This is a genomic window from Methylobacterium indicum, from assembly GCF_017347565.1.
GTDB classification, from domain to species: domain Bacteria; phylum Pseudomonadota; class Alphaproteobacteria; order Rhizobiales; family Beijerinckiaceae; genus Methylobacterium; species Methylobacterium indicum.
In genome coordinates this window covers 3951269-3974700 of the sequence record NZ_AP024145.1, presented here as the reverse complement: position 1 = coordinate 3974700, position 23432 = coordinate 3951269, and the positions used below count along the sequence as shown (strand labels likewise).

The window sequence follows — 23432 nt, the reverse complement described above, 5'->3', positions numbered from 1 at the left end:
AACTCCCGATCAGACCCGACCGAGGGCGAAGCCCTTGGCGATGTAGTTGCGCACGAACCAGATCACGAGCGCGCCCGGCACGATGGTGAGCACGCCCGCCGCCGCGAGCAGGCCCCAATCCATGCCGGCGGCCGAGACCGTGCGGGTCATGGTGGCAGCGATGGGCTTGGCGTCGACCGAGGTGAGCGTGCGGGCGAGCAGCAGCTCGACCCAGGAGAACATGAAGCAGAAGAAGGCGGCGACGCCGATGCCCGACGCGATCAGCGGCATGAAGATTTTGACGAAGAACCGCGGGAACGAGTAGCCGTCGATCGCCGCGGTCTCGTCGATCTCGCGCGGCACGCCGGACATGAAGCCTTCGAGAATCCACACCGCCAGCGGTACGTTGAACAGGCAATGCGCCAGGGCCACCGCCCAGGGCGTGTCGAACAGGCCGACCGCCGAGTAGAGGTTGAAGAACGGCAGCGCGAACACCGCCGGCGGCGCCATCCGGTTCGAGAGCAGCCAGAAGAACAGGTGCTTGTCGCCGATGAAGCTGTAGCGCGAGAACGCGTAGGCCGCCGGCAAGGCCAGACCGATCGACAGGACCGTGTTGATCGCCACGTAGGACAGCGAGTTCAGGTAGCCGCCATACCAGCTCGGATCGGTGAAGATCCGGATGTAGTTGTCGAACGTGATGGCATGCGGCCAGAGTGTCATGCCGGAATTGATTTCCTGGTTGGTCTTCAGGCTCATGTTCACGAGCCAGTAGATCGGGACCATCAGGAACAGGAGGTAGAGCGTCATCACGACGTGGCGCGGGCGCATCAGGCGGCCCTCCGGTCGAGCGGGATGGTGGTGGCGGGGGCCAAGCTGCCGGCGGCAGCCGCATCCGCCGGGTCGTCGGCCAGCACCGTGCGGTTGCCGGCATCCACGTTGGTCATCACGGTGTAGAACACCCAGCAGACGCTCAGGATGATGAGGTTGTAGACCAGCGACATCGCCGCCGCCCGGCCGAGATCGAACTGTCCCAGCGCCAGCTTGACGAGGTCGATCGACAGGAAGGTCGTGGCGTTGCCGGGCCCGCCGCCGGTGAGCACGAAGGGCTCGGTGTAGATCATGAACGAATCCATGAAGCGGAGCAGCACGGCGATCAGCAGGACGCGGCGCATCTTCGGCAGCTGGATGGTGCGGAAGATCGCCCACTGGCTCGCCCCGTCGATGCGGGCGGCCTGGTAATAGGCGTCCGGGATCGACTTGAGGCCGGCATAGCAGAGCAGCGCGACGAGGCTGGTCCAGTGCCAGACGTCCATGGTCACGATGGTGACCCAGGCGGCGAGCGCGCTGCCGGCGTAGTTGTAGTCGATGCCGAGGCTGTTGAGGGTCGCGCCCAAGAGCCCGATATCGGTGCGGGCGAAGACCTGCCAGATCGTGCCGACGACGTTCCACGGGATGAGGAGCGGCAGGGCCATCAGCACGAGGCAGAAGGCGACCGAGCGGCCCTCCCGCGGCATCGACAGCGCCACCGCGATGCCGAGCGGCACCTCGATCGCCAGGATGATCGCGGAAAAGAGCAGGTTGCGCCACAGCGAATCGAAGAAGCGCTCGCCGAACTGGGTCGACGGGTCGAGCAGCTCCTGGAACCAGCCGAGGCCGTTCCAGAAGAACTGGTTGTTCCCGAACGTGTCCTGGAACGAGTAGTTGACCACCGTCATCAGCGGCAGTACCGCCGAGAAGGCGACGACGGCGAAGACCGGCAGGACGAGGAGCCAGGCCTTCTGGTTGACGGTCTTGGTCATGCGGCCTCCCCGGGCACCAGGGCGCCGTCGGCGTAGATGTGGATCTGGCGCGGATCGAGGGTCAGCGCCGCTTCCGTTCCATCGAGGCTCTGGCCCTCGGCCACCGTGGCGACGAGCGGCCGGCCGCCGAGTTCGACCCGGGCGAGGCGCTGGCGGCCGATATCGTCGATGCGCTTGACCTGCACCGGGAGCCCGAGGCCCTTCGGCGCGAGATGCACGTATTCCGGCCGGACGCCGAGCTCGATGCGCTTCGCCGTCGGCAGGTGCGGATAGTGCCGGGCGAGCGGGATCGCGTGGCCCTCGATCGTCGCGGTCGCGCCCTGCACCTCGGCGGGAAGCAGGTTCATCCCCGGCGAGCCGATGAAGTGGCCGACGAAGGTGTGGGCCGGGCGCTCGAACAATTCGTCCGGCGTGCCGGTCTGCACCACGGCGCCGTCATGCATCACCACCACCGTGTCGGCGAAGGTCAGCGCCTCGGTCTGGTCGTGGGTGACGTAGATCATCGTCAGGTCGAGCTTGCGGTGCAGCTCCTTCAGGGTCGAGCGCAGCTGCCATTTCAGGTGCGGGTCGATGACGGTGAGCGGCTCGTCGAACAGGATCGCCGCCACGTCCGGGCGCACGAGGCCCCGGCCGAGCGAGATTTTTTGCTTCATGTCCGCTGTCAGGTTGTTGGCGCGGCGGTCGAGCACCCGGGTGAGATCGAGAAGGCCGGCGATCTCCTCGACCCGCGACCGGATGGTGGCGGGCGCGACGCGGCGGTTCTTCAACGGGAAGGCCAGGTTCTCCCGCACCGTCATGGTGTCGTAGACGACCGGGAACTGGAACACCTGGGCGATGTTGCGCCCCTCGGTCGGCACCGTGGTGACGTCGCGGTCGTCGAACAGGATGCGGCCGCGGGTCGGGACGACCAGCCCCGAGATGATGTTGAGCAAGGTGGACTTGCCGCAGCCGGAGGGCCCGAGCAGCGCGTAGGCGCCGCCCTGGCGCCAGACGTGGTCGATCTCCTTGAGCGCGTAATCCTGCGGGCCTTGCGGGTTCGGCCCGTAGGCGTGGGCGAGATGGTCGAGGGTGATGCGGGCCATGGATCTCCCCTCCGGATCAGGCCGCCGCCGGCAGGTCGAGGGCGGCTTTGCGGCCGCTCTCGTCGAACACCAGGACGTGGCGGGGATCGAGATGGACGGTGACCGGCGTGCCGGGCTCGAGCCGGCGCACGCCCGGGACGAGGGCGATCAGGCGGCTCTCGCCGGCATCGGCTTGCAGGTCGACATGGACGTAGCTCTCCGAGCCGGTGATCTCGGCGACCGAGACGGTGGCCGGCAGCGTGATCGATTCGCCGGGCAGGGGATCGAGGGAGAGGTGGTGGGCGCGAAAGCCGATCGCATAGGCGCCGTCCGGCACGCTCGCGAGCGGGCCGGTCGCCCGGACCTGGCCGCCGGTCGGCAGGGTGACCCGGCCGCCGCCCTTCACGATCCGCAGGGTGTTGAGCGGCGGGTCGGAGAAGACCTTTGCCGTGACGAGGTCGTCGGGCCGGCGGTAGACGTCCGGCGTCGGGCCGACCTGCGTGACGCGGCCCTGGTGCAGGGTGGCGGTACGCCCGCCGAGCATCAGGGCCTCGGCCGGCTCGGTAGTAGCGTAGACGAAGATCGCCCCAGTGGCCGCGAAGATGCGCGGCAGTTCCTCGCGCAGTTCCTCGCGCAGCTTGTAGTCGAGGTTCGCCAGCGGCTCGTCCATCAGCACGAGGTCGGCGCGCTTGCAGAGCGCGCGGGCGATGGCGGTGCGCTGCTGCTGGCCGCCCGAGAGTTCGAGGGGCTTGCGCTTCAGGTAGGGGGTGAGCCGCAGCAGACCCGCCGCCTCCTGCACCCGCGCCTCGATTTCGCCCTTCGCCACACCGGCGACCCGCATCGGCGAGGCGATGTTCTCGTAGACCGAGAGCGAGGGGTAGTTGATGAATTGCTGGTAGACCATCGCGACGTTGCGGCGTTGCACCGGCAGCCCGGTCACGTCCTTGCCGTCGGCGACGATCCGTCCCTCGCTCGGTGCCTCCAGCCCGGCCATCAGGCGCATCAGGGTGGTCTTGCCGGCGAGCGTCTGGCCGAGCAGCACGTTGAGCGAGCCCTTGGGCAGGACGAGGCTCACGTCGCGGATATGCGTCTCGGGGCCGACCCGCTTGGTGACGCTCTCCAGGATCAGGGTCATGGCGCCCTCCCGTCCATTCTCGAAAGTCAGGCCGCGTCGGAGGCGGCGGCGGCGCGGCGCATGAACGCGTCGAGGGCCTCGGCCTCGGCCGGGGTGACCCTAAGGCCGAGCTTCGAGCGGCGCCAGAGCACGTCCTCGGCGCGCGACGCCCATTCGCGGCGCATCAGGTGGCGCACCTCGCGCTCGGTCAGGTCGGCGCCGAACAGCCGGCCGAGATCGGCCAGGGACCGGGCGCCGCTCAGGATCTCGCGGGCATCGGTGCCGTAGGCCCGCACCAGCCGGGCGACCAGCGTCTCGGGGATGCCCGGATGCTGGCGCGCGAGGCCCGCCACCACGTCGTCGTAGCTCTCCTTCGGGAAGTTGCCACCTGGCAAGACCGCGCCCGAGGTCCAGGGCGCCTTGGCCGCCGCCGGCAGGTGGTCCTTCAGCCGGTCGAGCGCCGATTCGGCGAGCCGCCGGTAGGTGGTGATCTTGCCGCCGAAGACCGAGAGCATCGCCGGCTGGCCCTCCGGCGCGTCGAGGGTCAGCACGTAGTCGCGGGTGGCTTCCTGGGCCTTCGAGGCGCCGTCGTCGTAGAGCGGGCGCACGCCGGAATAGGTCCACACCACCTCGTCGCGGGTCACCGGCTCGCGAAAATATTCGCTGGCGGCGGCGCAGAGATAGGCGATCTCCTCCTCGCTCGCCTTCACGTCGGCGGGATCGCCCGTGTAGTCGCGGTCGGTGGTGCCGATCAGCGTGAAGTCGCGCTCGTAGGGGATCGCGAAGATGATGCGCTGGTCGGCGTTCTGGAAGATGTAGGCCCGGTCGTGCTGAAACAGGCGGCGCACCACGATGTGGCTGCCCTGGACCAGCCGCACGCCCTCGGTGGAATTGGCCCGCGCCACGCCGGTGAGCACGTTCGCCACCCAGGGGCCGGCGGCGTTGACGAGGGTGCGGGCCCGCACGGTGTCGCGGGCGCCGGTCTCCCGATCCTCGGCGGTGATCTCCCACAGCCCGTCGGTACGGGCGACGGTGACGACCCGGGTGCGGGTGCGGATCACCGCGCCGCGCTCGGCGGCGTCGCGGGCATTCAGCACCACGAGGCGCGAATCCTCGACCCAGCAATCCGAATATTCGAAAGCGCGGCGAAAGCCGGCTTTGAGCGGTTCGCCGGCGGGATCGCGGGTGAGGTCGAGGGTGCGGGTGCCGGGCAGGCGCTTGCGGCCGCCGAGGTTGTCGTAGAGCAGGAGCCCGAGGCGCAGGAGCCAGCTGGGGCGCAGACCCGAATGGTGCGGCAGCACGAAGCGCAGCGGCCAGACGATGTGGGGCGCCATGCCCCACAGCACCTCGCGCTCCATCAGGGCCTCGCGGACCAGGCGGAACTCGTAGTGTTCGAGGTAGCGCAGGCCGCCGTGGATCAGCTTGGTCGAGGTCGAGGAGGTGCCGCTGGCGAGGTCGTTCTGCTCGAACAAAACTACCGAGGCGCCGCGACCCACCGCGTCGCGGGCGATGCCGCAGCCATTGATGCCGCCACCGATCACCGCGAGGTCGAACACCCCGCGCACATCGCCGGGCTGCTGCCTGGGGGCCAAGCTGGGGGCCAAGGCCACCTCCCTGTCGGAGCCTTTCGGCTCTTTCGTTTGCATCCTGGCGCGAATCTAGCCGCAGCCAAACGCTGACGCAAGCGAAACCGAAAGGGATGGGGCGCGAACGAAAGTCTGATGCTTTCGGTTCGGGTGCCTTGCGGTTTCGGCTATTCCGCGGCGTCGGAGGTCTCGTGCGTGTTCAAGCCCGCTTCGACCAGCTCGACGCGGTAGGCCGCGCACATCTCCCGGAGAGCCGCGGAGGGCAGCGCGTCGGTGACGAAATAGTCGAGCTCGCGCAGGTGGCCGACCCGGATCGGCGCCGAACGTTCGAGCTTCAGCTTGTCGGCGACCAGGATGACCCGGCGGGCATTCTCGATGATCGCGCGGGCGACCCGCACCTCGCGGTAGTCGAAATCGAGCAGCGTGCCGTCCTCGTCGATCGCCGAGGCGCCGATCACCGCGTAATCGACCTTGAACTGGTTGATGAAATCGACCGCCGCCGAGCCGATCACCGCCCCGTCGGCCCGCCGCACCGGCCCCCCGGCGACGATCAGGTTCATCTTCGGGTGGCGGTAGAGCAGGGTCGCGACGTTGAGGTTGTTGGTGATGACCAGCAGGTCCTCGTGGTCGCCGAGCGCGCGCGCCACCTCCTCTGTGGTGGTGCCGATATTGATGAACAGGGAGGCGTTGTTGGGGATGAGGCGCGCGGCCGCCTCGCCGATCGCCCGCTTCTCGCCATGGGCGACGAGGCGGCGCGCCTCGTAGGAGACGTTCTCGACGCCCGAGGCCACCACGGCGCCGCCATGGATGCGCGACAGGAGCCGGCTGTCGCACAATTCGTTGAGGTCCTTGCGGATCGTCTGCGGCGTCACCTCGAACCGCGCCGCCAGGTCCTCGACGCTGACCCGGCCGTGCAGGCGGGCGAGGGCGAGGATGTCCTGCTGGCGTTGGGAAACCTGGTCGATCACGACGCGCATGCCTTGGTGTTAGCCCGTTGGGGCGCTTCTTGCGCGCCGAGGCGCGGGGGTGCGCATTGTCGGGGGAAGCGCGGGTGGGCGCAATCGGGATAGCCAATCCGAAGCGACGCTTGGCCAGACCACCCTGCTGGCGAAATACCACTTCTTGGTATATATGAAATGTGGAGGTGACCATGGCCCGCAACACGTCGGTTTCGCTCGGCGAGCACTTCACTCAATTCATCGATCGGCAAGTCGACGGCGGTCGATACAACTCAGCCAGCGATGTGGTTCGCGCTGGATTACGCCTGCTTGAAGAGCGAGAAGCAAAGCTTGATGCGTTGCGATCAGCTCTGATCGAGGGAGAAGCCAGTAGTGAGTTCCAGGATTTCGACACCGAACATTTTCTGAAATCCATGCGTCAGTCGGACGAGCAGTAGGTGCGTATCCGGCTCTCAGCCGCCGCTCGCCGTGACCTGTCTGGCATTTGGTCCTACTCGGCCGAAAAGTGGGACAGGGCACAGGCTGACCGATATATTCGGGTGATCGCGGATGGCTTCGATCGCCTTGCCGCCGGCACCGCGAAAAGCCGTAGCGCCGATGACATCAGGCGCGGCTACTTCAAACTCGTGGTCGGTTCACATGTCGTCTTCTACCGAAAAGGCGCCAGTGACGTCATCGAGGTCGTCCGCATCCTGCACCAGCAGATGGACTTTGATCGCCACCTGTGATGCGGCAGCGCTTTCGGCCGTGGTCGGGATGCGCTCTTCACACGATCCCCCACGCCCGGTACCGCCGCCGTTCCGTCAATTCCCGCGGCCGGGCGGAGCCCAGTTCCGCCAACATCCCCTCCACCGCCTGCGGGGTGACCGCGAGCGCTCGCGCCGCGCTCGCCACCGTGATCAGCGGCGTGCCGACGAACAGGTCGACGAGTTGCGGCAGACGCGAAGTCCGGCGCCGTCCGGCGCAGGCGCGCAGCATCACCTCGCGGGCGAGCGCCAGGCGGTCGAGGTCCCGCGCCATCAGGCGGGCGGCGGTCTCGACCGCGCCGAGGAGGCCGGCCAGGCGCTCGGGCAGAGGCAGCGCCCGCGACCAGCGCGCCCGGCTCTCGCGCAGGCCCAGCGCCAGGGCGGGCAGGTGGGCCCTGGCCTTGCCCCGGGCCCGCAGCAGGGCCGCCGCGGCAAGCGGCCCGCGATGGCCCTGGCGCGGCGCCGGGTCGAGGACCAGCCAGGCATCGAGGGCGATGGCGGCCGCCAGCACCGCCGGCAGGTCGCGGGTCTCGTCGAGCACCCGGCGCCAGGCGGCGACCGGGTCGTCCTGCGCGGCACCGGCCGGGATCGGCGCCCCCGCCTCGTGCGCCGCGAGGGTGCGGCGGGTGCGGGCGAGGAGGCGGTCGATGGCCGCGAAGTCGTCGTCGACGGCGTCCGCCTCCAGCAAGCCGCCCTCCTCGTCGTCGTCCGGCCTGCGCGAATCGGAGCCGGCGAGCAGGGCCCAGCCCTCCGCCGAGAAGGCCCAGCCCGGGGCCGCGGCGGCGAGCCGGCGGCGCTCGGCCAGCACCGCGACGGCGCGGCCGAGCGCCAGGTCCGGGCGGCGCACGTCCATCGCCGCCTCGTGCAGCACCAGATCCTCCAGGGCGACGAGCTCGCCCTCGAGATGCAGGGCGGCCTGCGCGTCGAACAGGTGCGCCCGCGCGCGGGCGCCCTCGGCAAGGACCGGATCGGCCCGGGCGAGGCGCTCGTCGAGGCGCACGAGTTCGTCGGAGGCGACATCCAGCGGCGCGGCGAGGCGTCGCCAGGCCGTCGGGAGCCGGATCGTGTCGAGATCGTAAACCATTGCGGCGGCACGATACGGATTCTCAATCCCAACGGAACCGGGTCTTGGCTTGGTCTTGGCTTGGGTCCACCGGCGATCGCGATCGGGGTCGGTGGCGCGGCCCGAACCGGGTCGCCGCAATTCCGCTGCCGCGGCGGCGTATTGACCGGTCCGATCCGACGGCCCTAGAGCATTTTCCGACGAAGCGGGGTCCGGTTCGTCGAAAGAAAATGCGGCAAGATCAAAGACCTAGGGCAGCGCCTGGTCGCAATGCGATCGGGCGCTGCCCTAGGGCGACGGGCCGCCCCCTCCGATCCAGCATGCCCGACATCTCGCCCCCGCCCCTCCCCTCCCCGGTCGCCATCGGCATCACGGTCTTCCGTCCGACGCCGGAGCAGGTCGCCGCCCTCCTCGCCCGGGCGGAGGCCGAGACGCGGCGAACGATCGTGTTCGACAATGGCGGCCTGCCGCCCGAGGCGGTGGCCCGGCTGTGCGCCGGCGGCGGCGTGGTGCTGTCGGCGGACGGCAATATCGGGGTCGGCGGCGCCCTCGACGCGATCGCGCGGGCCGCCGCCGCGGCGGGCGCGGGCCAGGTTCTGCTCCTCGACCAGGACGCCGCCTTCACGCCCGGTCAGGTCGCGGACCTGGAAGCAGCGATGGCGCAGCTGCGGGGATCGCATCCGCCGCCGGCGGTCGTCGGACCGCGGCCGGAGGCGGCGCCGGGCCGCAAGGCGCCGACCTATCCGCGCCGGCCGGGCGTACCGGATCGCGACGGGCTCGTGCCGGTGGAGTTCCTGGCGACCTCGGGCTCCCTCGTCGATCTCGCCGCCTATGCGGAGATCGGCCCGTTCCGCAGCGACTTCTTCATCGACGGCGTCGATCTCGAATGGTGCTTCCGCGCCTGGGCCCGGGGCCATGCCTGCTGGATGGAGCCCGGGACCGCCCTCCCCCACCGGGTCGGCGCCGGGGTGATCCGGTGGCGGGCGCTCGGCCTCGAGATGCCGCGACAGCCGCTGTTTCGCATGGCGGCCTACCTGCGCAACAGCGTCTATGCCTGGCGTCTGCCGCACGTGCCCCGGCGCTGGAAGCTGCGCCAGGCCGCCTACCTGCCACTCCAGGCCCTGCTCGTCTGGGCCGATTCCGGCTATCGCCCCGCTGTCGCGATGCGGCTCGCCGGCGCCGTGGCCGACGGCCTGCGCGGCCGGCTCGGGCCGCCCGAAGGATTGCCATGACGTCCGGGACTATCATGCCCCCCGCCCTCGACGTGGTGATCGTCAACTGGAACGGCGGCGCCCTGCTGCGGGCCTGCCTCGCCAGCCTGGCGACGGCCGAAGCCGCCCTCGGCGACGCCCTCGCCCTGCGCGTCGTCGTGGTCGACAACGCCTCGACCGACGGCTCGCTCGCGGGGCTGCCGCCGCTGCGCCACGGCGCGACGGTGGTCGCCAATCCCGACAACCAGGGCTTCGGGCGGGCCTGCAACGCCGGCGCGGCGCGGGGCGAGGCCGCCGCGATCCTTTTTCTCAACCCCGACGCGCGGGTCACCGCCGAGGCGCTCTTCGGTGCCCACGCGGCCCTGATGGCGGACGAGGGCACCGGCATCGTCGGGGCGCAGCTCCTCGACGAGGCGGGTGCCGTGCAGCGCGCCTGCGCCCGGCGGCCGACCGCCCGCTCGCTCCTCGGCCAGGCGCTCCTCCTCGACCGGGCCGGCCTCGTCCCCTCCCACTTCATGACGGAGTGGGACCACGGGGAGGATCGGCCGGTCGACCAGGTGATGGGGGCCTTCCTGATGATCCGCCGCCCGCTGTTTGCGGCGCTCGGCGGCTTCGACGAGCGCTTCTTCGTCTATTACGAGGATGTCGATCTCTGCGCCCGGGCCTGGGACGCGGGCTTCGCGGTGCGCCACCTCGCCGGCATCTCCGTGCGGCACGAGGGCCAGGGCACCACCCGGGCGGCCAAGGCGCACCGGCTCGCCTGCTTCCTCGAGAGCCAGATCCGCTACGCCGCCAAGCATCACGGCCGGGCGACCGCGCTCGCCCTCGTCGCCACGGCGTTTTGCGCACAGGTGCCGTTGCGCCTCGTCCAGGCGCTGGCGCGGCGCTCGGTGGGGCAAGCCGGCGAGGTCCTGCGCGGCGCGGGGATGCTGGCCCGCCGTCTTCCCGGCCTCGCGCGGTCCGCCGGTCCGTCGCCGCGCTGATCCCCTCCCCCGTGCCCCCTTCCCCCTTCGAGTCCAGATGAGCCCGCCATGCGCGCCCTGATCGACCTTCTCCGCGCCATGACCCCGCGCGAGCGCCGCCGCGCCGGGCTGATCGGGGCCGGGCTGGCGCTCGCGGCCCTGCTCGAGGTGGTCGGCGTCGCCTCGGTGGTGCCGTTCCTGACCCTCGTCGGCGATCCCGGGGCGGCCTCGCGCATCCCGGCGCTGGGCGCGATCCGCGACGGGCTCGGGCTGACCGACGACCGCGGCTTCCTGATCGTCGTCGGGCTCGCCGCCCTCACGGCGATCCTCGTCACCTCCTGCGTCAATGCCGGGCTCACCTACGCCCAGCTGCGCTTCAGCCACGCCGTCGGCTACGGCTTCGCCCGGCGCCTGCTGTTCCGCACCGTGGACCGGGAGCGGTTGTTCTTCTCCACCGCCAACAGCGCCGAGCTCGCCAAGACGATCCTGAGCGAGACCGACCGCCTCGTCGTCGGCGTGCTCACCCCCGCCACCGTCATCGCCTCGCGGGCGACCTCGGCGCTCGCCGTGATCGCGTTTCTGCTCGTCGTCTCGCCGCGCCTGGCGCTGATCCTCGGGGCCGGGTTCGGCGGCCTCTATGTCGGCATCTTCCTGGTGGTGCGGGCGCGGCTCGCCCGCATCGGCGCCCGGGCGGTCGCCGGCAACGAGGCCCGGTTCCGGGTGGTGCACGAGACGATCGGCGGCCTGACCGAGCTCAAGCTCTACGGCCGGGCGGAAGGCTTCGCGAGCCGGTTCGAGGCGCCGGCCCGGGCCTACGCGCAGGCGAGCGCCGAGAGCCTGCTCACCGGGCAATTGCCGCGCTTCGTCATCGAGGCCCTGGCCTTCGGCGGCGTCATCGTGGTGGTGCTGTTCGCGCTCTCGCAGGGGCTCGACACCGCCGGCATCCTGCCGCTGCTCGGCCTGTTCGCCTTCGCGGGCTACCGGATGCTGCCGGCGTTCCAGAACGTGTTCAACGCGCTCGCGCTCCTGCGCTTCACCCTGCCGGCGGTCCGGCTCGTGGTCGACGCCCTCGCGGGCGAGCGGGAGCCCGTCCGCCGCAACCCCGAGCGGCTGCCGTTCCGGGACGCGATCCGCCTCGAGCGCGTCGGGTTCGACTACGAGCCCGGCCGTCCGGCCCTCTCGGACATCGATCTGGTCATACCCGCCCACACCACGGTCGGCCTCGTCGGCCGCACCGGCTCGGGCAAGTCGACCCTGATCGGGCTGATCCTCGGCTTCCTCACGCCCACCACCGGCCGCCTCGCGGTGGACGGGGTCGCGCTCGAGGCCGGCACCCTGCCGGCCTGGCAGAACCGCATCGGCTACGTGCCGCAGGACATCTTCCTGGTCGACGGCACCATCGCGGAGAACATCGCCTTCGGCCTCGACGCGATCGATGCGGGCGCCGTCGAACGGGCGGCCCGGCTCGCCGGCGCGCACGACTTCGTCGCCGCCCTGCCGGAGGGCTATGCCACCCGCGTCGGCGAACGCGGCGCCCGGCTCTCCGGCGGCCAGCGCCAGCGCATCGGCATCGCCCGGGCGCTCTACCACGACCCCGACGTGATCGTGTTCGACGAGGCGACCTCCGCCCTCGACGACGAGACCGAGGGCGTGGTGATGCGGGCGGTCCAGGGCCTCGCCGGCACCCGCACCCTGATCATGATCGCCCACCGCCTCACCAGCCTCGCGGGGGCCGACGCCGTGCACGTCCTGGAGGGGGGACGGATCGTCGCCTCGGGCCCGCCCGGCGAGGTGCTGCCGCCGTTGGCACGAAGAGCGGAGCCTTCGACTGCGGCGTGATCCGGCAGCATCGCCCCCAGGCAAGCCGGCTCATTACCGAGAAAGTCGATCCCGATCTGCCTTCGACCAAGTCAATCGGCAATGAGAGCGTTTCATTAAGCACCCTGACGTACGGATGCGTATCCGCGACGCCAGGGCCGGTCGATGATCCTCAAGGGTAACCTGTCCACGAAGCTGACGCTGATCGCCGGATCGGCGATCGGCGTGACCGTTCTCGCCTTCGTCGGCGTCGCCGGATGGACGGCGGCCGAGCGGACGAACGCGGAGATCCTGCAGCTCGCCGCCGAGAAGGCGGCCGGCACGACGGCCCAGACCTCGATCCAGATCGTCGACGCGATCTCCGCCAGCCGGGCGCTCGCCGCCACGATGTCGGGGCAGCTGAGCGGCGGCGCCGTGCGCAAGACCGATGCGGTCGCGGCGGCCAAGTCCCTGATCCAGGACTACCCGGCCATCTTCGGGGCCTGGATGTCGGACACGACCGACAAGCGGGCGGCCAAGTCCCTGACGGGCTCGGGCTTCGAGAACGAGGCCGGCCTCTTCACCCCGTACTGGACCCGCAAGGACGACGGCACCCTCGATTTCGGGACCTTCCCGATCGTCGCCACGGAGGAATGGTACGCCAGCCCGGTCACGTCCGGCCGGAGCGTCCTCGTCGAGCCCTACGTGACCAACCAGGGCCAGCTCGTGACCTCGATCAGCTCGCCGCTCAAGGTCGATGGCCGGGTGGTCGGCGTGGCCGGGGTCGATATCCGGCTGAGCGGGCTCGCGACCACCTTCGCGGCCTTGCAGCCGTTCGAGGGCGGGCGCGTCCTGCTGCTGTCGAATGCCCGCAAGTGGATCGTCCCTCCGCAGAGCGAGCTCCTGATGAAGGAGTATGACGGGGTCGGGGCCCAGGAGGTCGCCGCCGCCCTGGCCGACCGGCATCCGCGCATCCTCCGGGGCAGCCCGGACGGCGCGGTCCGCTTCGTCTACCCCTTCACCCAGCCGGGCATGAACACGACCTGGGCCCTGGTGATGGACGTGCCGGCCGCGGCGTTCACGCAGCCGATCTACCGGCGCGTCGCCGAGACTGCCGCGGGCGGGCTCCTGATCCTCCTGGTCCTCGTCGGCGTCGTCGCGGCGGCGAGCCGGACCCTGATCGGCACGCCGCTCAAGCGGTGCCTCGATACGGTCCAGGCCCTGATCGACCGGCGTTACGACGTGACGATCACCGGCACCGCGCGCGACGACGAGATCGGCCGGATCAGCCGGGCGCTCGAAGTGTTCCGGGACAAGGCGCACCAGGCCGACCTCCTGACGAGCGAGAGCGAGGCGGAGCAGCAGCGCCGGGTGGCCCGCGCGCACCGCATCGACCGGCTCGTCTCCGACTTCCAGCACACCATCGCCGGCTCGCTCGGGATCGTCACCTCGGCGGCGACCGAGCTCGACGCCACCGCCCGCTCGATGACCCAGGTCGCCGACGACACCAACGGCCAGGCCGTCGCCTCGAGCGCGGCGGCCGAGCAGACGGCCATCAACGTGCAGACCGTGGCGGCGGCGGCCGAGGAGATGGTCTCCTCGCTCCAGGAAATCGAGCGGCAGGTGCTGCGCTCCAACGAGGTCGCCGGCCATGCCGCTCACGAGGCCGCGGCGACCGGAACCGCCATGGCGGCCCTGGGCAGCGCCACCGACCAGATCGGCGCCGCCGTGACCCTCATCTCGACCATCGCCGCGCAGACCAACCTCCTGGCGCTCAACGCCACCATCGAGGCGGCGCGGGCCGGCGAGGCCGGCCGCGGCTTCTCGGTCGTCGCGGCAGAGGTCAAGGAACTCGCGAGCCAGACCGGCCGGGCCACGGAGGAGATCACCGGCCAGATCGGCGCGATCCAGGCTGCCACCGGCCAGGCGGCGGAGGCGATGAGCCGGATCAACCGCACCATCGCCGGCATGAGCGAGATCAGCGCCGCGATCGCCGCGACGGTCACGCAGCAGACCGCCGCCACCGGCGAGATCTCCCGCAACGCCAGCGAGGCGGCCCATGGCACCCGCGACGTGTCGCACAACGTGTCGCGGGTGCTGGCCTCCTCCGGCGAGACCGGCAGTGCCGCCGCGCAGGTGCTGAGCGCCGCCGCCGCACTGGCGTCGCAATCGCTCGCCGTGAAGCGGGAGGTCGACGGCTTCCTGCGCGACATCCAGGCGGCCTGATCCCTTCCAGGCCGCCCTCCCCGTCCATGCCCTCCGACCCTCCGCGTCACGCGGAGGGTCTTTTCGTCACCACAGCGTCTGGCGCGCCCGCTCGGCCCAGGCCTCGTCATAGGCCGTGCCACCGACACGGCCCTCGCTCAACCCGGCCAGGATCTGGCCGGGACTCGGCAGGCTCTTCGGATCGACCTGCGCGTCGGCGCGCCACAGGCCGGAGCGGATCAGCGCCCGGGCGCACTGGAAATAGACCTCCCCGACCCGGATCACCATCACGGTGCGCGGCGCCCTGCCGTCGATCGCGAAGGACGCGCACAGGTCCGGATCGTCGTCGATCACCGCGCGGCCGTTGACCCGCAGCGCGTTGCCGACGCCCGGGATGAGGAACATCAGCCCGACCCGGGGATCGCGCACGACGTTGCGCAGGCTGTCGATCCGGTTGTTGCCGCGGCGGTCCGGCAGGAGCAGCGTCGTCGGATCGGCGACCCGCACGAAGCCCGGGCGGTCGCCGCGGGGCGAGCAATCGAGCCCTTCCGGACCGACGGTCGCGAGCGACACGAACGGCGCCGCGGCGATGAAGGTGTGGTAATGCGGCGTGATGTGGTCGGCCACCTTGACGGTCGAGGCTTCGCCGACCGCACCGAGATCGCCGTAAACCCGCTCAAGGTCGGCCACCGTTTCCAGGATCGCCATCGGCTCGTCTCCCCCTTCGCGATAACCGCGACCGGCTTACGGGCCGGTGGGCACCGACGCTATCGAATTGGGCTTACGGCCCCGTGACGTCCGCTCGAGGAGCACGGCTTGGCCGGAGTCGCCGCGCGGCCGCAGTTGCCATCTGGCAACCCAGGACGGCTGAAGGCTGGTTAATGATCGTTAACCAAAAAGCGTTTGCGTCGTCACGGCCAGGCTGGCATCGTCTTACGGAATTTTTCCGCGACGCGCTCGAAAGCCGTAAATGCCAGATTTGCCGCAGGAGCAGGCACCCGCCGCAGCCTCCGACCGCCCCTCGATCACCCGGATCATCGCCGAGGATGGCAATGCCCTGTCGAGCGAGCTGAACGCGCTGCGGCGCACCCTCTTTCCCCCGGCCTCGCACAAGCTGCTGCGCTCGTTCTCCTCCGGCGAGGCGGCGAAGCTGATCGGGGTTGCGGACGGCTACCTGCGCCAGCTCTCGCTCGCCAGCAAGGGTCCTCAGCCGGAGATCGGCCCGGGCGGGCGCCGCTCCTACACGCTCGGCCAGATCAACGAGCTGCGCCAGCTCCTCGACGACGGACCGAAATCGAAGCGCTACGTGCCTCACCGCTCGGGCGCCGAGCATTGCCAGGTGCTGGCCGTCGTGAACTTCAAGGGCGGATCGGGCAAGACAACCACGGCGGCTCACCTCGCCCAGTACCTGGCTCTGCGCGGCTACCGGGTGCTCGCGGTCGACCTCGACCCGCAGGCCTCGCTGACCGCCCTCCACGGCTACCAGCCGGAATTCGACGTCGGCCCGAACCAGACGCTCTATGCCGCGATCCGCCACGACGACGAGCAGAAGCCGCTCGCCGAGGTCGTACGAAAAACCTACTTCCCGGGCCTCGACCTCGTGCCCGGCAACCTCGAACTGATGGAGTTCGAGCACGACACCCCGCGGGTTCTGGCCGACCGCAATGCCGAGCCGTTCTTCGGCCGCATCGCCACGGCGCTCGGGAGCGTCGCCGACGATTACGACGTGATGATTCTCGACTGCCCGCCGCAGCTCGGCTTCCTGACGCTCGGCGCGCTTTGCGCCGCCACCGCGATGCTGGTGACGGTGCACCCGCAGATGCTCGACGTGATGTCGATGTGCCAGTTCCTCTTGATGGCCTCCGACCTCCTGGGCGTGGTGCAGGAGGCTGGGGCCGATCTCGACTACGACTTCCTGCGCTACGTCGTGACGCGCTACGAGCCGTCCGACGCGCCGCAGACCCAGATGGTCGGCTTCATGCGCTCGCTCTTCCGCGAGCGGGTGCTCACCCATCTGATGCTCAAATCGACCGCCGTGTCGGATGCCGGCCTGTCGAAGCAGACCCTCTACGAGATCGGCCGCGAGAGCTTCACCCGCGCCACCTACGATCGGGCGATCGAGGCGCTCGACGGGGTCAACGGCGAGATCGAAGGCCTGATGCACCGCGCCTGGGGACGCGTGCCGGCATGAAGCGCAAGGACGCCCTGCGCGCCGCCCTCGGCGCCCGCTCCCTCGACCGCGAGACGCCGCCGGCCGAGTTGCCAACTGGCAACCCGGTCGAGGCCCCGGCCACCGATCCCGCCACCGAGGCACCCCGCCAGCTGGTGCGCTCCGGCGCCGTCGGCGCCATGGGGCGCAGCCTCGGGCGCATCGCCAGCGCGGCGGCGGAGGCCCGTGCCATGGTGGCGTCGGGCGACCGGGTGGTCGAACTCGACACCGCCCTCGTCGACGGCTCCTTCGTCAAGGACCGCCTGTCGGTCGATCCGGAGGAGCATGCCGCCTTCGTGGCGCTGATCCGCGAGCGCGGCCAGCAGGTGCCGATCCTGGTCCGGCCGCATCCGTCCGAGGCCGGCCGCTATCAGGTCGCCTACGGCCATCGCCGGTTGCGGGCGGCGATCGAGCTCGGCCGCCCGGTCCGGGCGGTGGTCAAGACGCTCACCGACGAGGATCTCGTCGTCGCGCAGGGCCAGGAGAATTCGGCCCGGGCCGATCTCAGCTATATCGAGCGGGCCCTGTTCGCGATCGCGCTCGAGGATCGCGGCTTCGACCGCGCCACCATCATGGCGGCGCTCGCGGTGGAGAAGACCCAGCTCTCGCGCCTGATCGGCATCGGCCGGGCGGTACCGGTCGACATCGTGACGGCGATCGGCCCGGCGCCGAAAACCGGCCGGCCGCGCTGGACCGCCCTCGTCGAGGCGCTCGCCCGCGAGGGCGCCGGCGAGGTGGTCGGCCGCGTCCTGGCAACGCCGGACTTTTCGGAACTGTCCTCGGACGACCGCTTCGCCCGGCTGTTTTCGGCGCTCACCGCGCCGGCGCCGCGGCCGGCGCCGGTGCCGGCGGTCTGGACCACGCTCGGCGGACGGCCGGTGGTGCGGATCGACCGCGGCCGCCAGGGCACCCAGCTCACCGTCGACGACAGCCTCGAACCGGACTTCGCCGCCTACCTGATCCAGAGTCTTCCACAGCTCTACGCGGCGTTCGCCGAGTCGAAGACCCGAGACGACACCGATTAAGGTTCGTCCCATCTCCGAACCGGAGCGACGAAGACTCTCCGGTTAGCCACACCGATTCACAGGAATCTGGCGCTCTGCTTCGGAATCTCGCCCGACTCGACTCTGTCGAGTCGGGTTTCGCGCGTTAGGACTCCAACCCAACAGAGTCACGATGCGCGCCCGAAAGCCCGCATCCGCCTGCGGAGCCCCTTGGTGGAGATGACGACCCCGCCGCCATCCGTCCTCGAACCGGTCGAGGGCGTGCGCGACCCCGACCTCCTCGAGATCGTCGAGAAGGCGCGCGGCAGCGTCGCCTACAAGGCGACGCTCGCCTTCGTGCGCGCGAGCCAGGCCAAGCGCGACGCCGAGTCGGAGGCGCGCGACAAGCTGGTGGTGCTGAAGGCCGAGGCCGCCGCCGAGCGCGCCCGGCTGCCCCGCAACGCGCGCCGCCGCGACATGGTGCGCGAGGTGATCGAGAACGAGCCGGCGGCGCCCGAGAACATCCAGCACATCCACTCGGTGCTGGCGCTTTGCGGCCTGCCGTATCGCGAGCCGAAGGGCGTCACCAACGTTTCGCGGGAATACGGCCGCAACACGCTCGCCATCAATGCCGGCCGGCTGATCAACCCGACGACCGGCGAGATGGAGATGCAGGGGCTGCCCTACGGCCCGAAGGCCCGGCTCCTCCTGCTGCATCTCTGCACCGAGGCGGTGCGCCAGCGCAGCCCGAAGGTCGAGGTGGCGCAGAGCATGTCGGGCTTCATCCGCGACATGGGTTTCCCGGTCACCGGCGGCGAGCGCGGCACCCTCAAGCAGTTCAAGGAGCAGCTCAACCGGCTCGCCGCCTGCTCGATGCAGATCGGCCTGTGGGACGGCACCCGCGCCTCGACCCTCAACGTGCCGCCGTTCCGGCAGATGGACGTGTGGCTGCCGCTGCACAACCACCCGGACCAGGGCCTCCTATGGTCCTCGACCATCACCTTCCACCGCGAGTTCTACGACAACCTGATCCAGCACGCCCTGCCGGTCGACATCCGGGCCGCCCGGGCGTTTGCCGGCTCGGCGCGCAAGCTCGACCTGCTTTTTTGGGTCGGCTACCGGCTCTCGCGGCTGGAGCGGCCGCTGCGGCTCACCTGGGACAACCTCTACAAGCAGTTCGGCAGCGAGAACGGCTCGATCCGATCCTTTCGCCAGGAATTCCGCAAGGACGTCGCCCATCTCACCGAGGTGTTTCCGCGCCTGCGCCTGACCCTCGACGACGGCGGCATGCAGCTCTTGCCCTCCGATCCGAAGGACCTCCTGGTGCCGCCCAAGGCGGCGCTGGCGAATAGGCGAGCCCGCGCAAGGGCTTGATTCCGCCGACTTGCCTACGTGGCCGTCTCGTCGAGGGGCGGGACGTCGGAGGCGCACGACGCCTCGCGCCTCGAGCGTAGGATCGTCGACGTCGAGTCATGCCCGCTCATAGGATTTATTTCCTTTTATTCGGGAATGATGACGGGATCGGTCCGGGCGTAGCCGGTTAGATCGCCAGCGGACTCGCCGGAGGACGATCTTCCCGTCGAATGAACGCGAAAATCCGGTCTCCGGCAGGAGCGGCCGCGCCGCGAGGTGAGTGAACGGGAAGACGCGCCGTTCCGTATTCGGGCCGCCCCATCTGCCGGGGGGCGCACAGACCGTCGTCATCCCTGTTGCCAGTTGGCACGATCATGGGACGCGCACGCCGAAGCGCCACTTGGCGCCGAGATCGCGGCTGCGCCAGTCCGGCGTGACACCGGTCAGCCGGTCTCGCATCTCCGCCGGCCATGCCTCATGCGGAAAAAAAACCGCGCCGCCGGTTTCGCGAGCGGCGCGCAAGTCTCTCGCCGCGCTCCGGAGTCGTCGTTCGTGTCTCGCCCGGCTCTCCGCCTCGATGCGCAGCCTCGTGCATGTTCAGCGCACTCATCGACGCGATGATCGAGGGTTTTTTAGAGCAGAAATCTGGTTTTTTATTTTGTATTCAACCTCAAGGCAGCAATATTCGAGATATATACTTATATAAACAGTAAATCTACATCAGATTATCATTCGCCTTTTCTCTCGCTGCTGCCGCGGCGCGCGCCCGTCCTACGCCGAGTTGCCTACGCTTCGCCCGCAGCTGACAGACGTGCGGGCACGCTGAATTGCCTACGCCCCCGGACGCCGCCGCTCGCCCCGGAATCGGAGCCTTGTCCGTTGAGATTCCGCATCTTTTTCAGGATCAGGACCGCGCAGACCCGCCTACGGTCCGTCACCCGATCGACGCCGACTTGCCTACGCTCGTGCAGGCCGACGCAGGATCCCGGTAACCCTCGGGGGCGGCCGAGTCGTGAGTCGCGCCAAAGTATTGCCGACCTCCAGCAACGCCCGGCGAGTCGAGCGAGAGTCCCGCATCGGGACGGCGAATCATCAGACATCGTAGAGGTGAGTCGGTTCCCGCGGCTCAAGCCTCGGCTCGACTCATCCCCGGGGAAACGCGGCCGGCTGTTCTGGGCTTTGTGGGGCGACGACTCGGGGATTGCGAGGCTCAGACGCGCCGCCTCGGGCCTCAGGACTCTCGGCTCCGGTCGAACGACGGGCCCGACGTCTGACATCGGAGCCGGGAGGGCAGGGCGCTCCCACCGGGTCAGGCCGCGATCCGCCTCTCCGCCGATCGAGCCCTGGAACCCCCTAAATCCCGATCCCCAAATCCCTTTTTATGAGAGATTCAGAATCTAGATTCAGAGTCTGAATCCGTAGAGCTATATGGGTATTATATGGGGTGGCGATTTTCCCTTGCCGATCAAGGGCTTGACCCCTATTCGCGTAGGCAGGTCTGCGCGGTCGCGTAGGCAACTCGGCGCAGGCCCGTAGGCTCGTCTGCGTGGAATCCGGGGGGCCGGGAAGGCGACTCTGCGCAGGCCCGTAGGTTACTCGGCGCAGGGCCCCGATTAACAGCTTGGAAAGCTGTGTGAATCGCGGATGGCCCGCCGTAGGCAACTCGGCGTGCCGGTCGGGGCCCGCGGCAGGCCCCGGCGAGGCCCGATTCCGGGCTCGCGCCCGACGTCGATTCTCGCCCCCGGCACGGGCGGAGCCCGAAACCCCGGATTCTCCGCCAGGAGGCCCGTGGAGGCCCGTCCGTCCCGAGGACAGTTGTACGGCACCTGCCGGCCCCGAATCCAGCTCAGCGGCGATCCTGGCGGCTTGGCGCGGGTTGTCCCACGGCTATGCCCGAATCCGGCGCGGGCCCCGAGCCGGACCGATCGCGTTGTGGTCCAAGGCCTTGCGACTCGGGCCGAGGCCGTTGTCCCCGCTGCCGTCAACAGGCGACCGGGATTCCGGGGGCTGGTGAGGCGGTCCATCCACAGCCCCGGTTGACACCCCCTCGAAACCGAACAAAACAGGAACATATTCGGGTTTCGGTCGGTGATGGGCATGAGATGCGACAGGCCGGGCGGGAACGGCAGCTCGCGGCGTTGCGCGAGCAGATCGGCGGGCTGGCGCCCGAGGCGGCGGGACGTCCGGTCCTGTCCTTCGGCGTCGACCCGATCGACACCCATCTGCCGGGCGGGGGCCTACGCCTCGGCGCGGTGCACGAGGTGCTGGCCGCGGGCCCGGTGGACGGGGAGGGGGCGCTCGCGGCCCTGTTCGTCGCCGCTATCCTGGCCCGGCTCCCCGGCCCGGTCCTGTGGTGCCTCACCCGCCGCGACCTCTTCGCCCCCGGCCTCGCCGCGGTCGGGCTCCATCCCGACCGGGTGCTCTACGCCGAGACCCGGCGCGAGACCGAGGTGCTGCCCACCATGGAGGAGGGGTTGCGCCATCGCGGCCTCGCGGCGGTGGTCGGCGAGGTCGCCCGGCTCGGGCTCACCCCGTCGCGCCGGCTCCAGCTCGCCGCCGAGGGCAGCGGAGGCCTCGCCCTGGTGATCCGCCGCTGGGGCGCCGCCGTGCCCGAGCCCAACGCCGCCGCCACCCGCTGGGGCGTCACCGCGGCGCCCTCTCCCGCTCTTCCCGTTCCGGGCCTGTCGCGGGCCCGCTGGACCGTGGCGCTCGTCCGCGCCCGGGGCGCCGAGCCCCGCACCTGGCTCCTCGAGGCTCCCGATGCGAAGGGTCGTCTGCGTCTTCCTGCCGAGCTGGCCGACCGACCGCTGGCGGCGCCGGCACGGCGGGCTGCCGCCGGATGAGCCGGTGGTGGCCGCCGGCCAGGACGGCCCGCGCCGGGTGCTCACCGCCGTCGACCGCGCCGCCCGGGCGGCGGGCCTGCGCCCCGGCCTCGCTCTGGCCCAGGCCCAGGCGATGGTCCCGGGCCTCGCGGTGATCGCCGCCGACCCGGAGGGCGACGCGGCGGCGCTCCACCGCCTCGCGGCCTGGTGCCTGATCTACGCGCCCCTCGTCGCCCCCGACCCGCCGGACGGGATCTGGATCGACGTCGCCGGCGCCGCCCACCTGCAGGGCGGCGAGGCGGCGTTGCTCGGCTCCCTGCGGCGGCGCCTCGCCCGGGCCGGCTACCGGGTGCGGGTGGCGCTCGCCGACACGCCGGGCGCCGCCTGGGCCGCCGCCCGCTGCCTGCCGCCGGAGACCGTGCTGCCGCCGGCCGGGCAGCGCCCCCACCTCCTCGACCTGCCGCTCTGGGCCCTGCGCCTCGATCGGGGGACCGTCTCGGGTCTGGCCCAGCTCGGCCTCACCCGGGTCGCCCATCTCCTCGACCAGCCCCGGGGGCCGCTGCGCCTGCGCTTCGGCGAGGAGCCCGGCCGCCGCCTCGACCAGGCTCTCGGCCACGCCCCCGAGCCGCTCGCCTATCTCGCGCCCCCGGCCGAGCACGCCGTGCGCCTCGCCTTCCCGGAGCCGATCGGGGCGCCCGAGACCCTGGCCCGGGTGGCCGGGCGGCTCTGCGCCATGCTGGCCGAGGCGCTTACCCGGCACGGGCTCGGGGCACGCCGGCTCGACCTGGTGTTTCGCCGTGTCGACGGCCTCGACCAGGCGGTCAGCGTCGGCACCGCCCGGCCGAGCCGCGACCCCACCCACCTCGCCCGCCTGCTGACCGAGCGTCTGCCGCAAGTCGATCCCGGCCACGGCCTCGACGAGGCGCGGCTGTCGGCTCTCCGCGTCGAGCGGCTGGATGCGCGCCAGCTCGCCGCCCCCGGCGAGGAGCCGGATTCCGACGCGATGGCCGAACTCGTCGACCGGCTGGTGCTGCGCCTCGGGCCCGGCCGGGTGTTTCGCCGCAGCCCGGTCGAGAGCGAGTGGCCCGAGCGGGCGGTGCGCCGGGTCGCCCCCTTGAGCCCCGCCACCGGCGTCACCTGGCCCGCCGACCTGCCGCGGCCCGGCCGGCTGCTGCCCGTGCCCGAGCCGGTGGCGGTGCTGGCCGCGCTCCCCGACGCGCCGCCCACCGCCTTCACTTGGCGCGGCACCCGCCGCCGGGTGGCGCGGGCCGACGGGCCGGAGCGCATCTTCGGCGAGTGGTGGCTCGCCGAGGACGAGGTCGCGGCCACCCGCGACTATTACCGGGTCGAGGACGAGACCGGCGCCCGCTACTGGCTGTTTCGCGATTGCCTGACCCGGGAGGGCGCGCGCTGGTGGCTGCACGGCCTGGGGGAGGCGTGATGCGCCGGATCGCTCGACGCTTGCCGGCTGCGACCGAGGAATTTCATCCTACCCGCGACCTCATCCTGAGGTGTGGAGCGATCGGAGATCGCGGAGCCTCGAAGGAGGGCTCCAGGGCTCTCGGAGAGATCTGGAGCCCTCC

The 23432-nt window shown here is 70.7% G+C and carries 19 protein-coding genes; 11 read left to right on the top strand and 8 right to left on the bottom strand.

The annotated features are described in order from the left end of the window. Nucleotides 1–9: 9 nt before the first annotated feature. From miv_RS18515 to miv_RS18490, 6 genes are all read right to left on the bottom strand, one after another. Nucleotides 10–807 carry a carbohydrate ABC transporter permease gene (locus miv_RS18515; RefSeq protein WP_048449309.1) on the bottom strand — a complete coding sequence of 266 codons (798 nt, stop codon included), beginning with the start codon at nucleotides 805–807 and terminating at the stop codon, nucleotides 10–12. After that, nucleotides 807–1778: a carbohydrate ABC transporter permease gene (locus miv_RS18510; protein WP_207178149.1), complete on the bottom strand. Its 972-nt coding sequence runs from the start codon at nucleotides 1776–1778 to the stop codon at nucleotides 807–809. The genes miv_RS18515 and miv_RS18510 overlap by 1 nt, the downstream gene beginning before the upstream one ends. After that, on the bottom strand, nucleotides 1775–2860 hold the full coding sequence (locus miv_RS18505) for an ABC transporter ATP-binding protein (protein ID WP_207178147.1): 1086 nt from the start codon (nucleotides 2858–2860) through the stop codon (nucleotides 1775–1777). Before miv_RS18505 ends, miv_RS18510 begins: the two co-directional genes overlap by 4 nt. Nucleotides 2861–2876: 16 nt before the next feature. Continuing rightward, nucleotides 2877–3974, bottom strand: coding sequence for an ABC transporter ATP-binding protein (locus miv_RS18500; protein ID WP_207178145.1), 1098 nt, complete (start codon nucleotides 3972–3974; stop codon nucleotides 2877–2879). Between the two features lie 26 nt (nucleotides 3975–4000). Beyond that, the gene (gene glpD, locus miv_RS18495) at nucleotides 4001–5557 is read right to left on the bottom strand and encodes a glycerol-3-phosphate dehydrogenase (RefSeq protein ID WP_244748586.1); all 1557 of its coding nucleotides are present in this window, start codon (nucleotides 5555–5557) and stop codon (nucleotides 4001–4003) included. A gap of 149 nt (nucleotides 5558–5706) precedes the next feature. Continuing rightward, on the bottom strand, nucleotides 5707–6516 hold the full coding sequence (locus tag miv_RS18490; RefSeq protein WP_058620123.1) for a DeoR/GlpR family DNA-binding transcription regulator: 810 nt from the start codon (nucleotides 6514–6516) through the stop codon (nucleotides 5707–5709). A gap of 173 nt (nucleotides 6517–6689) precedes the next feature. Between miv_RS18490 and miv_RS18485 the strand changes: the two genes are divergently transcribed. Both miv_RS18485 and miv_RS18480 read left to right on the top strand, forming a co-directional pair. Then, on the top strand, nucleotides 6690–6935 hold the full coding sequence (locus miv_RS18485) for a type II toxin-antitoxin system ParD family antitoxin (protein ID WP_082711384.1): 246 nt from the start codon (nucleotides 6690–6692) through the stop codon (nucleotides 6933–6935). After that, the gene (locus miv_RS18480) at nucleotides 6936–7226 is read left to right on the top strand and encodes a type II toxin-antitoxin system RelE/ParE family toxin (RefSeq protein WP_048427813.1); all 291 of its coding nucleotides are present in this window, start codon (nucleotides 6936–6938) and stop codon (nucleotides 7224–7226) included. A gap of 37 nt (nucleotides 7227–7263) precedes the next feature. On the opposite strand, the gene miv_RS18475 is transcribed toward miv_RS18480, so the two are convergent. Beyond that, nucleotides 7264–8328, bottom strand: coding sequence for an RHE_PE00001 family protein (locus miv_RS18475; protein ID WP_207178141.1), 1065 nt, complete (start codon nucleotides 8326–8328; stop codon nucleotides 7264–7266). 299 nt (nucleotides 8329–8627) lie between these two features. On the opposite strand from miv_RS18475, the gene miv_RS18470 reads away from it, so the two are divergent. The 4 genes from miv_RS18470 (at nucleotide 8628) to miv_RS33395 (ending at nucleotide 14503) form a co-directional block, all read left to right on the top strand. Then, on the top strand, nucleotides 8628–9539 hold the full coding sequence (locus miv_RS18470; RefSeq protein WP_244748584.1) for a glycosyltransferase family protein: 912 nt from the start codon (nucleotides 8628–8630) through the stop codon (nucleotides 9537–9539). Further along, entirely contained in the window at nucleotides 9536–10501 is a 966-nt protein-coding gene (locus tag miv_RS18465; RefSeq protein WP_244748582.1) for a glycosyltransferase family 2 protein, read from the top strand. The genes miv_RS18470 and miv_RS18465 overlap by 4 nt, the downstream gene beginning before the upstream one ends. A gap of 48 nt (nucleotides 10502–10549) precedes the next feature. Beyond that, nucleotides 10550–12319 (top strand): ABC transporter ATP-binding protein, encoded by a 1770-nt coding sequence (locus miv_RS18460; protein ID WP_207178138.1) that lies wholly within the window; start codon nucleotides 10550–10552, stop codon nucleotides 12317–12319. Between the two features lie 144 nt (nucleotides 12320–12463). Next, complete coding sequence (locus miv_RS33395; protein ID WP_244748580.1) at nucleotides 12464–14503, top strand: methyl-accepting chemotaxis protein; 2040 nt, start codon at nucleotides 12464–12466, stop codon at nucleotides 14501–14503. Between the two features lie 66 nt (nucleotides 14504–14569). Here the strand turns inward: miv_RS33395 and miv_RS18450 are convergent, their stop codons facing one another. Further along, nucleotides 14570–15190: a pyridoxamine 5'-phosphate oxidase family protein gene (locus tag miv_RS18450; RefSeq protein ID WP_207178136.1), complete on the bottom strand. Its 621-nt coding sequence runs from the start codon at nucleotides 15188–15190 to the stop codon at nucleotides 14570–14572. 262 nt (nucleotides 15191–15452) lie between these two features. Here miv_RS18450 and repA point away from each other — a divergent pair, with 262 nt between their 5' ends. From repA to miv_RS18425, 5 genes are all read left to right on the top strand, one after another. Next, on the top strand, nucleotides 15453–16673 hold the full coding sequence (repA, locus tag miv_RS18445) for a plasmid partitioning protein RepA (RefSeq protein ID WP_048427314.1): 1221 nt from the start codon (nucleotides 15453–15455) through the stop codon (nucleotides 16671–16673). Further along, the gene (repB, locus tag miv_RS18440; protein ID WP_207178134.1) at nucleotides 16670–17716 is read left to right on the top strand and encodes a plasmid partitioning protein RepB; all 1047 of its coding nucleotides are present in this window, start codon (nucleotides 16670–16672) and stop codon (nucleotides 17714–17716) included. The genes repA and repB overlap by 4 nt, the downstream gene beginning before the upstream one ends. Nucleotides 17717–17914: 198 nt before the next feature. Beyond that, a complete protein-coding gene (locus tag miv_RS18435; RefSeq protein ID WP_058617675.1) occupies nucleotides 17915–19048 on the top strand; it encodes a replication protein RepA in 1134 nt (377 codons plus the stop codon). 2081 nt (nucleotides 19049–21129) lie between these two features. Further along, nucleotides 21130–21870 (top strand): ImuA family protein, encoded by a 741-nt coding sequence (locus miv_RS18430; RefSeq protein WP_207178132.1) that lies wholly within the window; start codon nucleotides 21130–21132, stop codon nucleotides 21868–21870. After that, entirely contained in the window at nucleotides 21788–23290 is a 1503-nt protein-coding gene (locus miv_RS18425) for a DUF6504 family protein (RefSeq protein ID WP_207178130.1), read from the top strand. Before miv_RS18430 ends, miv_RS18425 begins: the two co-directional genes overlap by 83 nt. Nucleotides 23291–23432 lie beyond the last annotated feature (142 nt).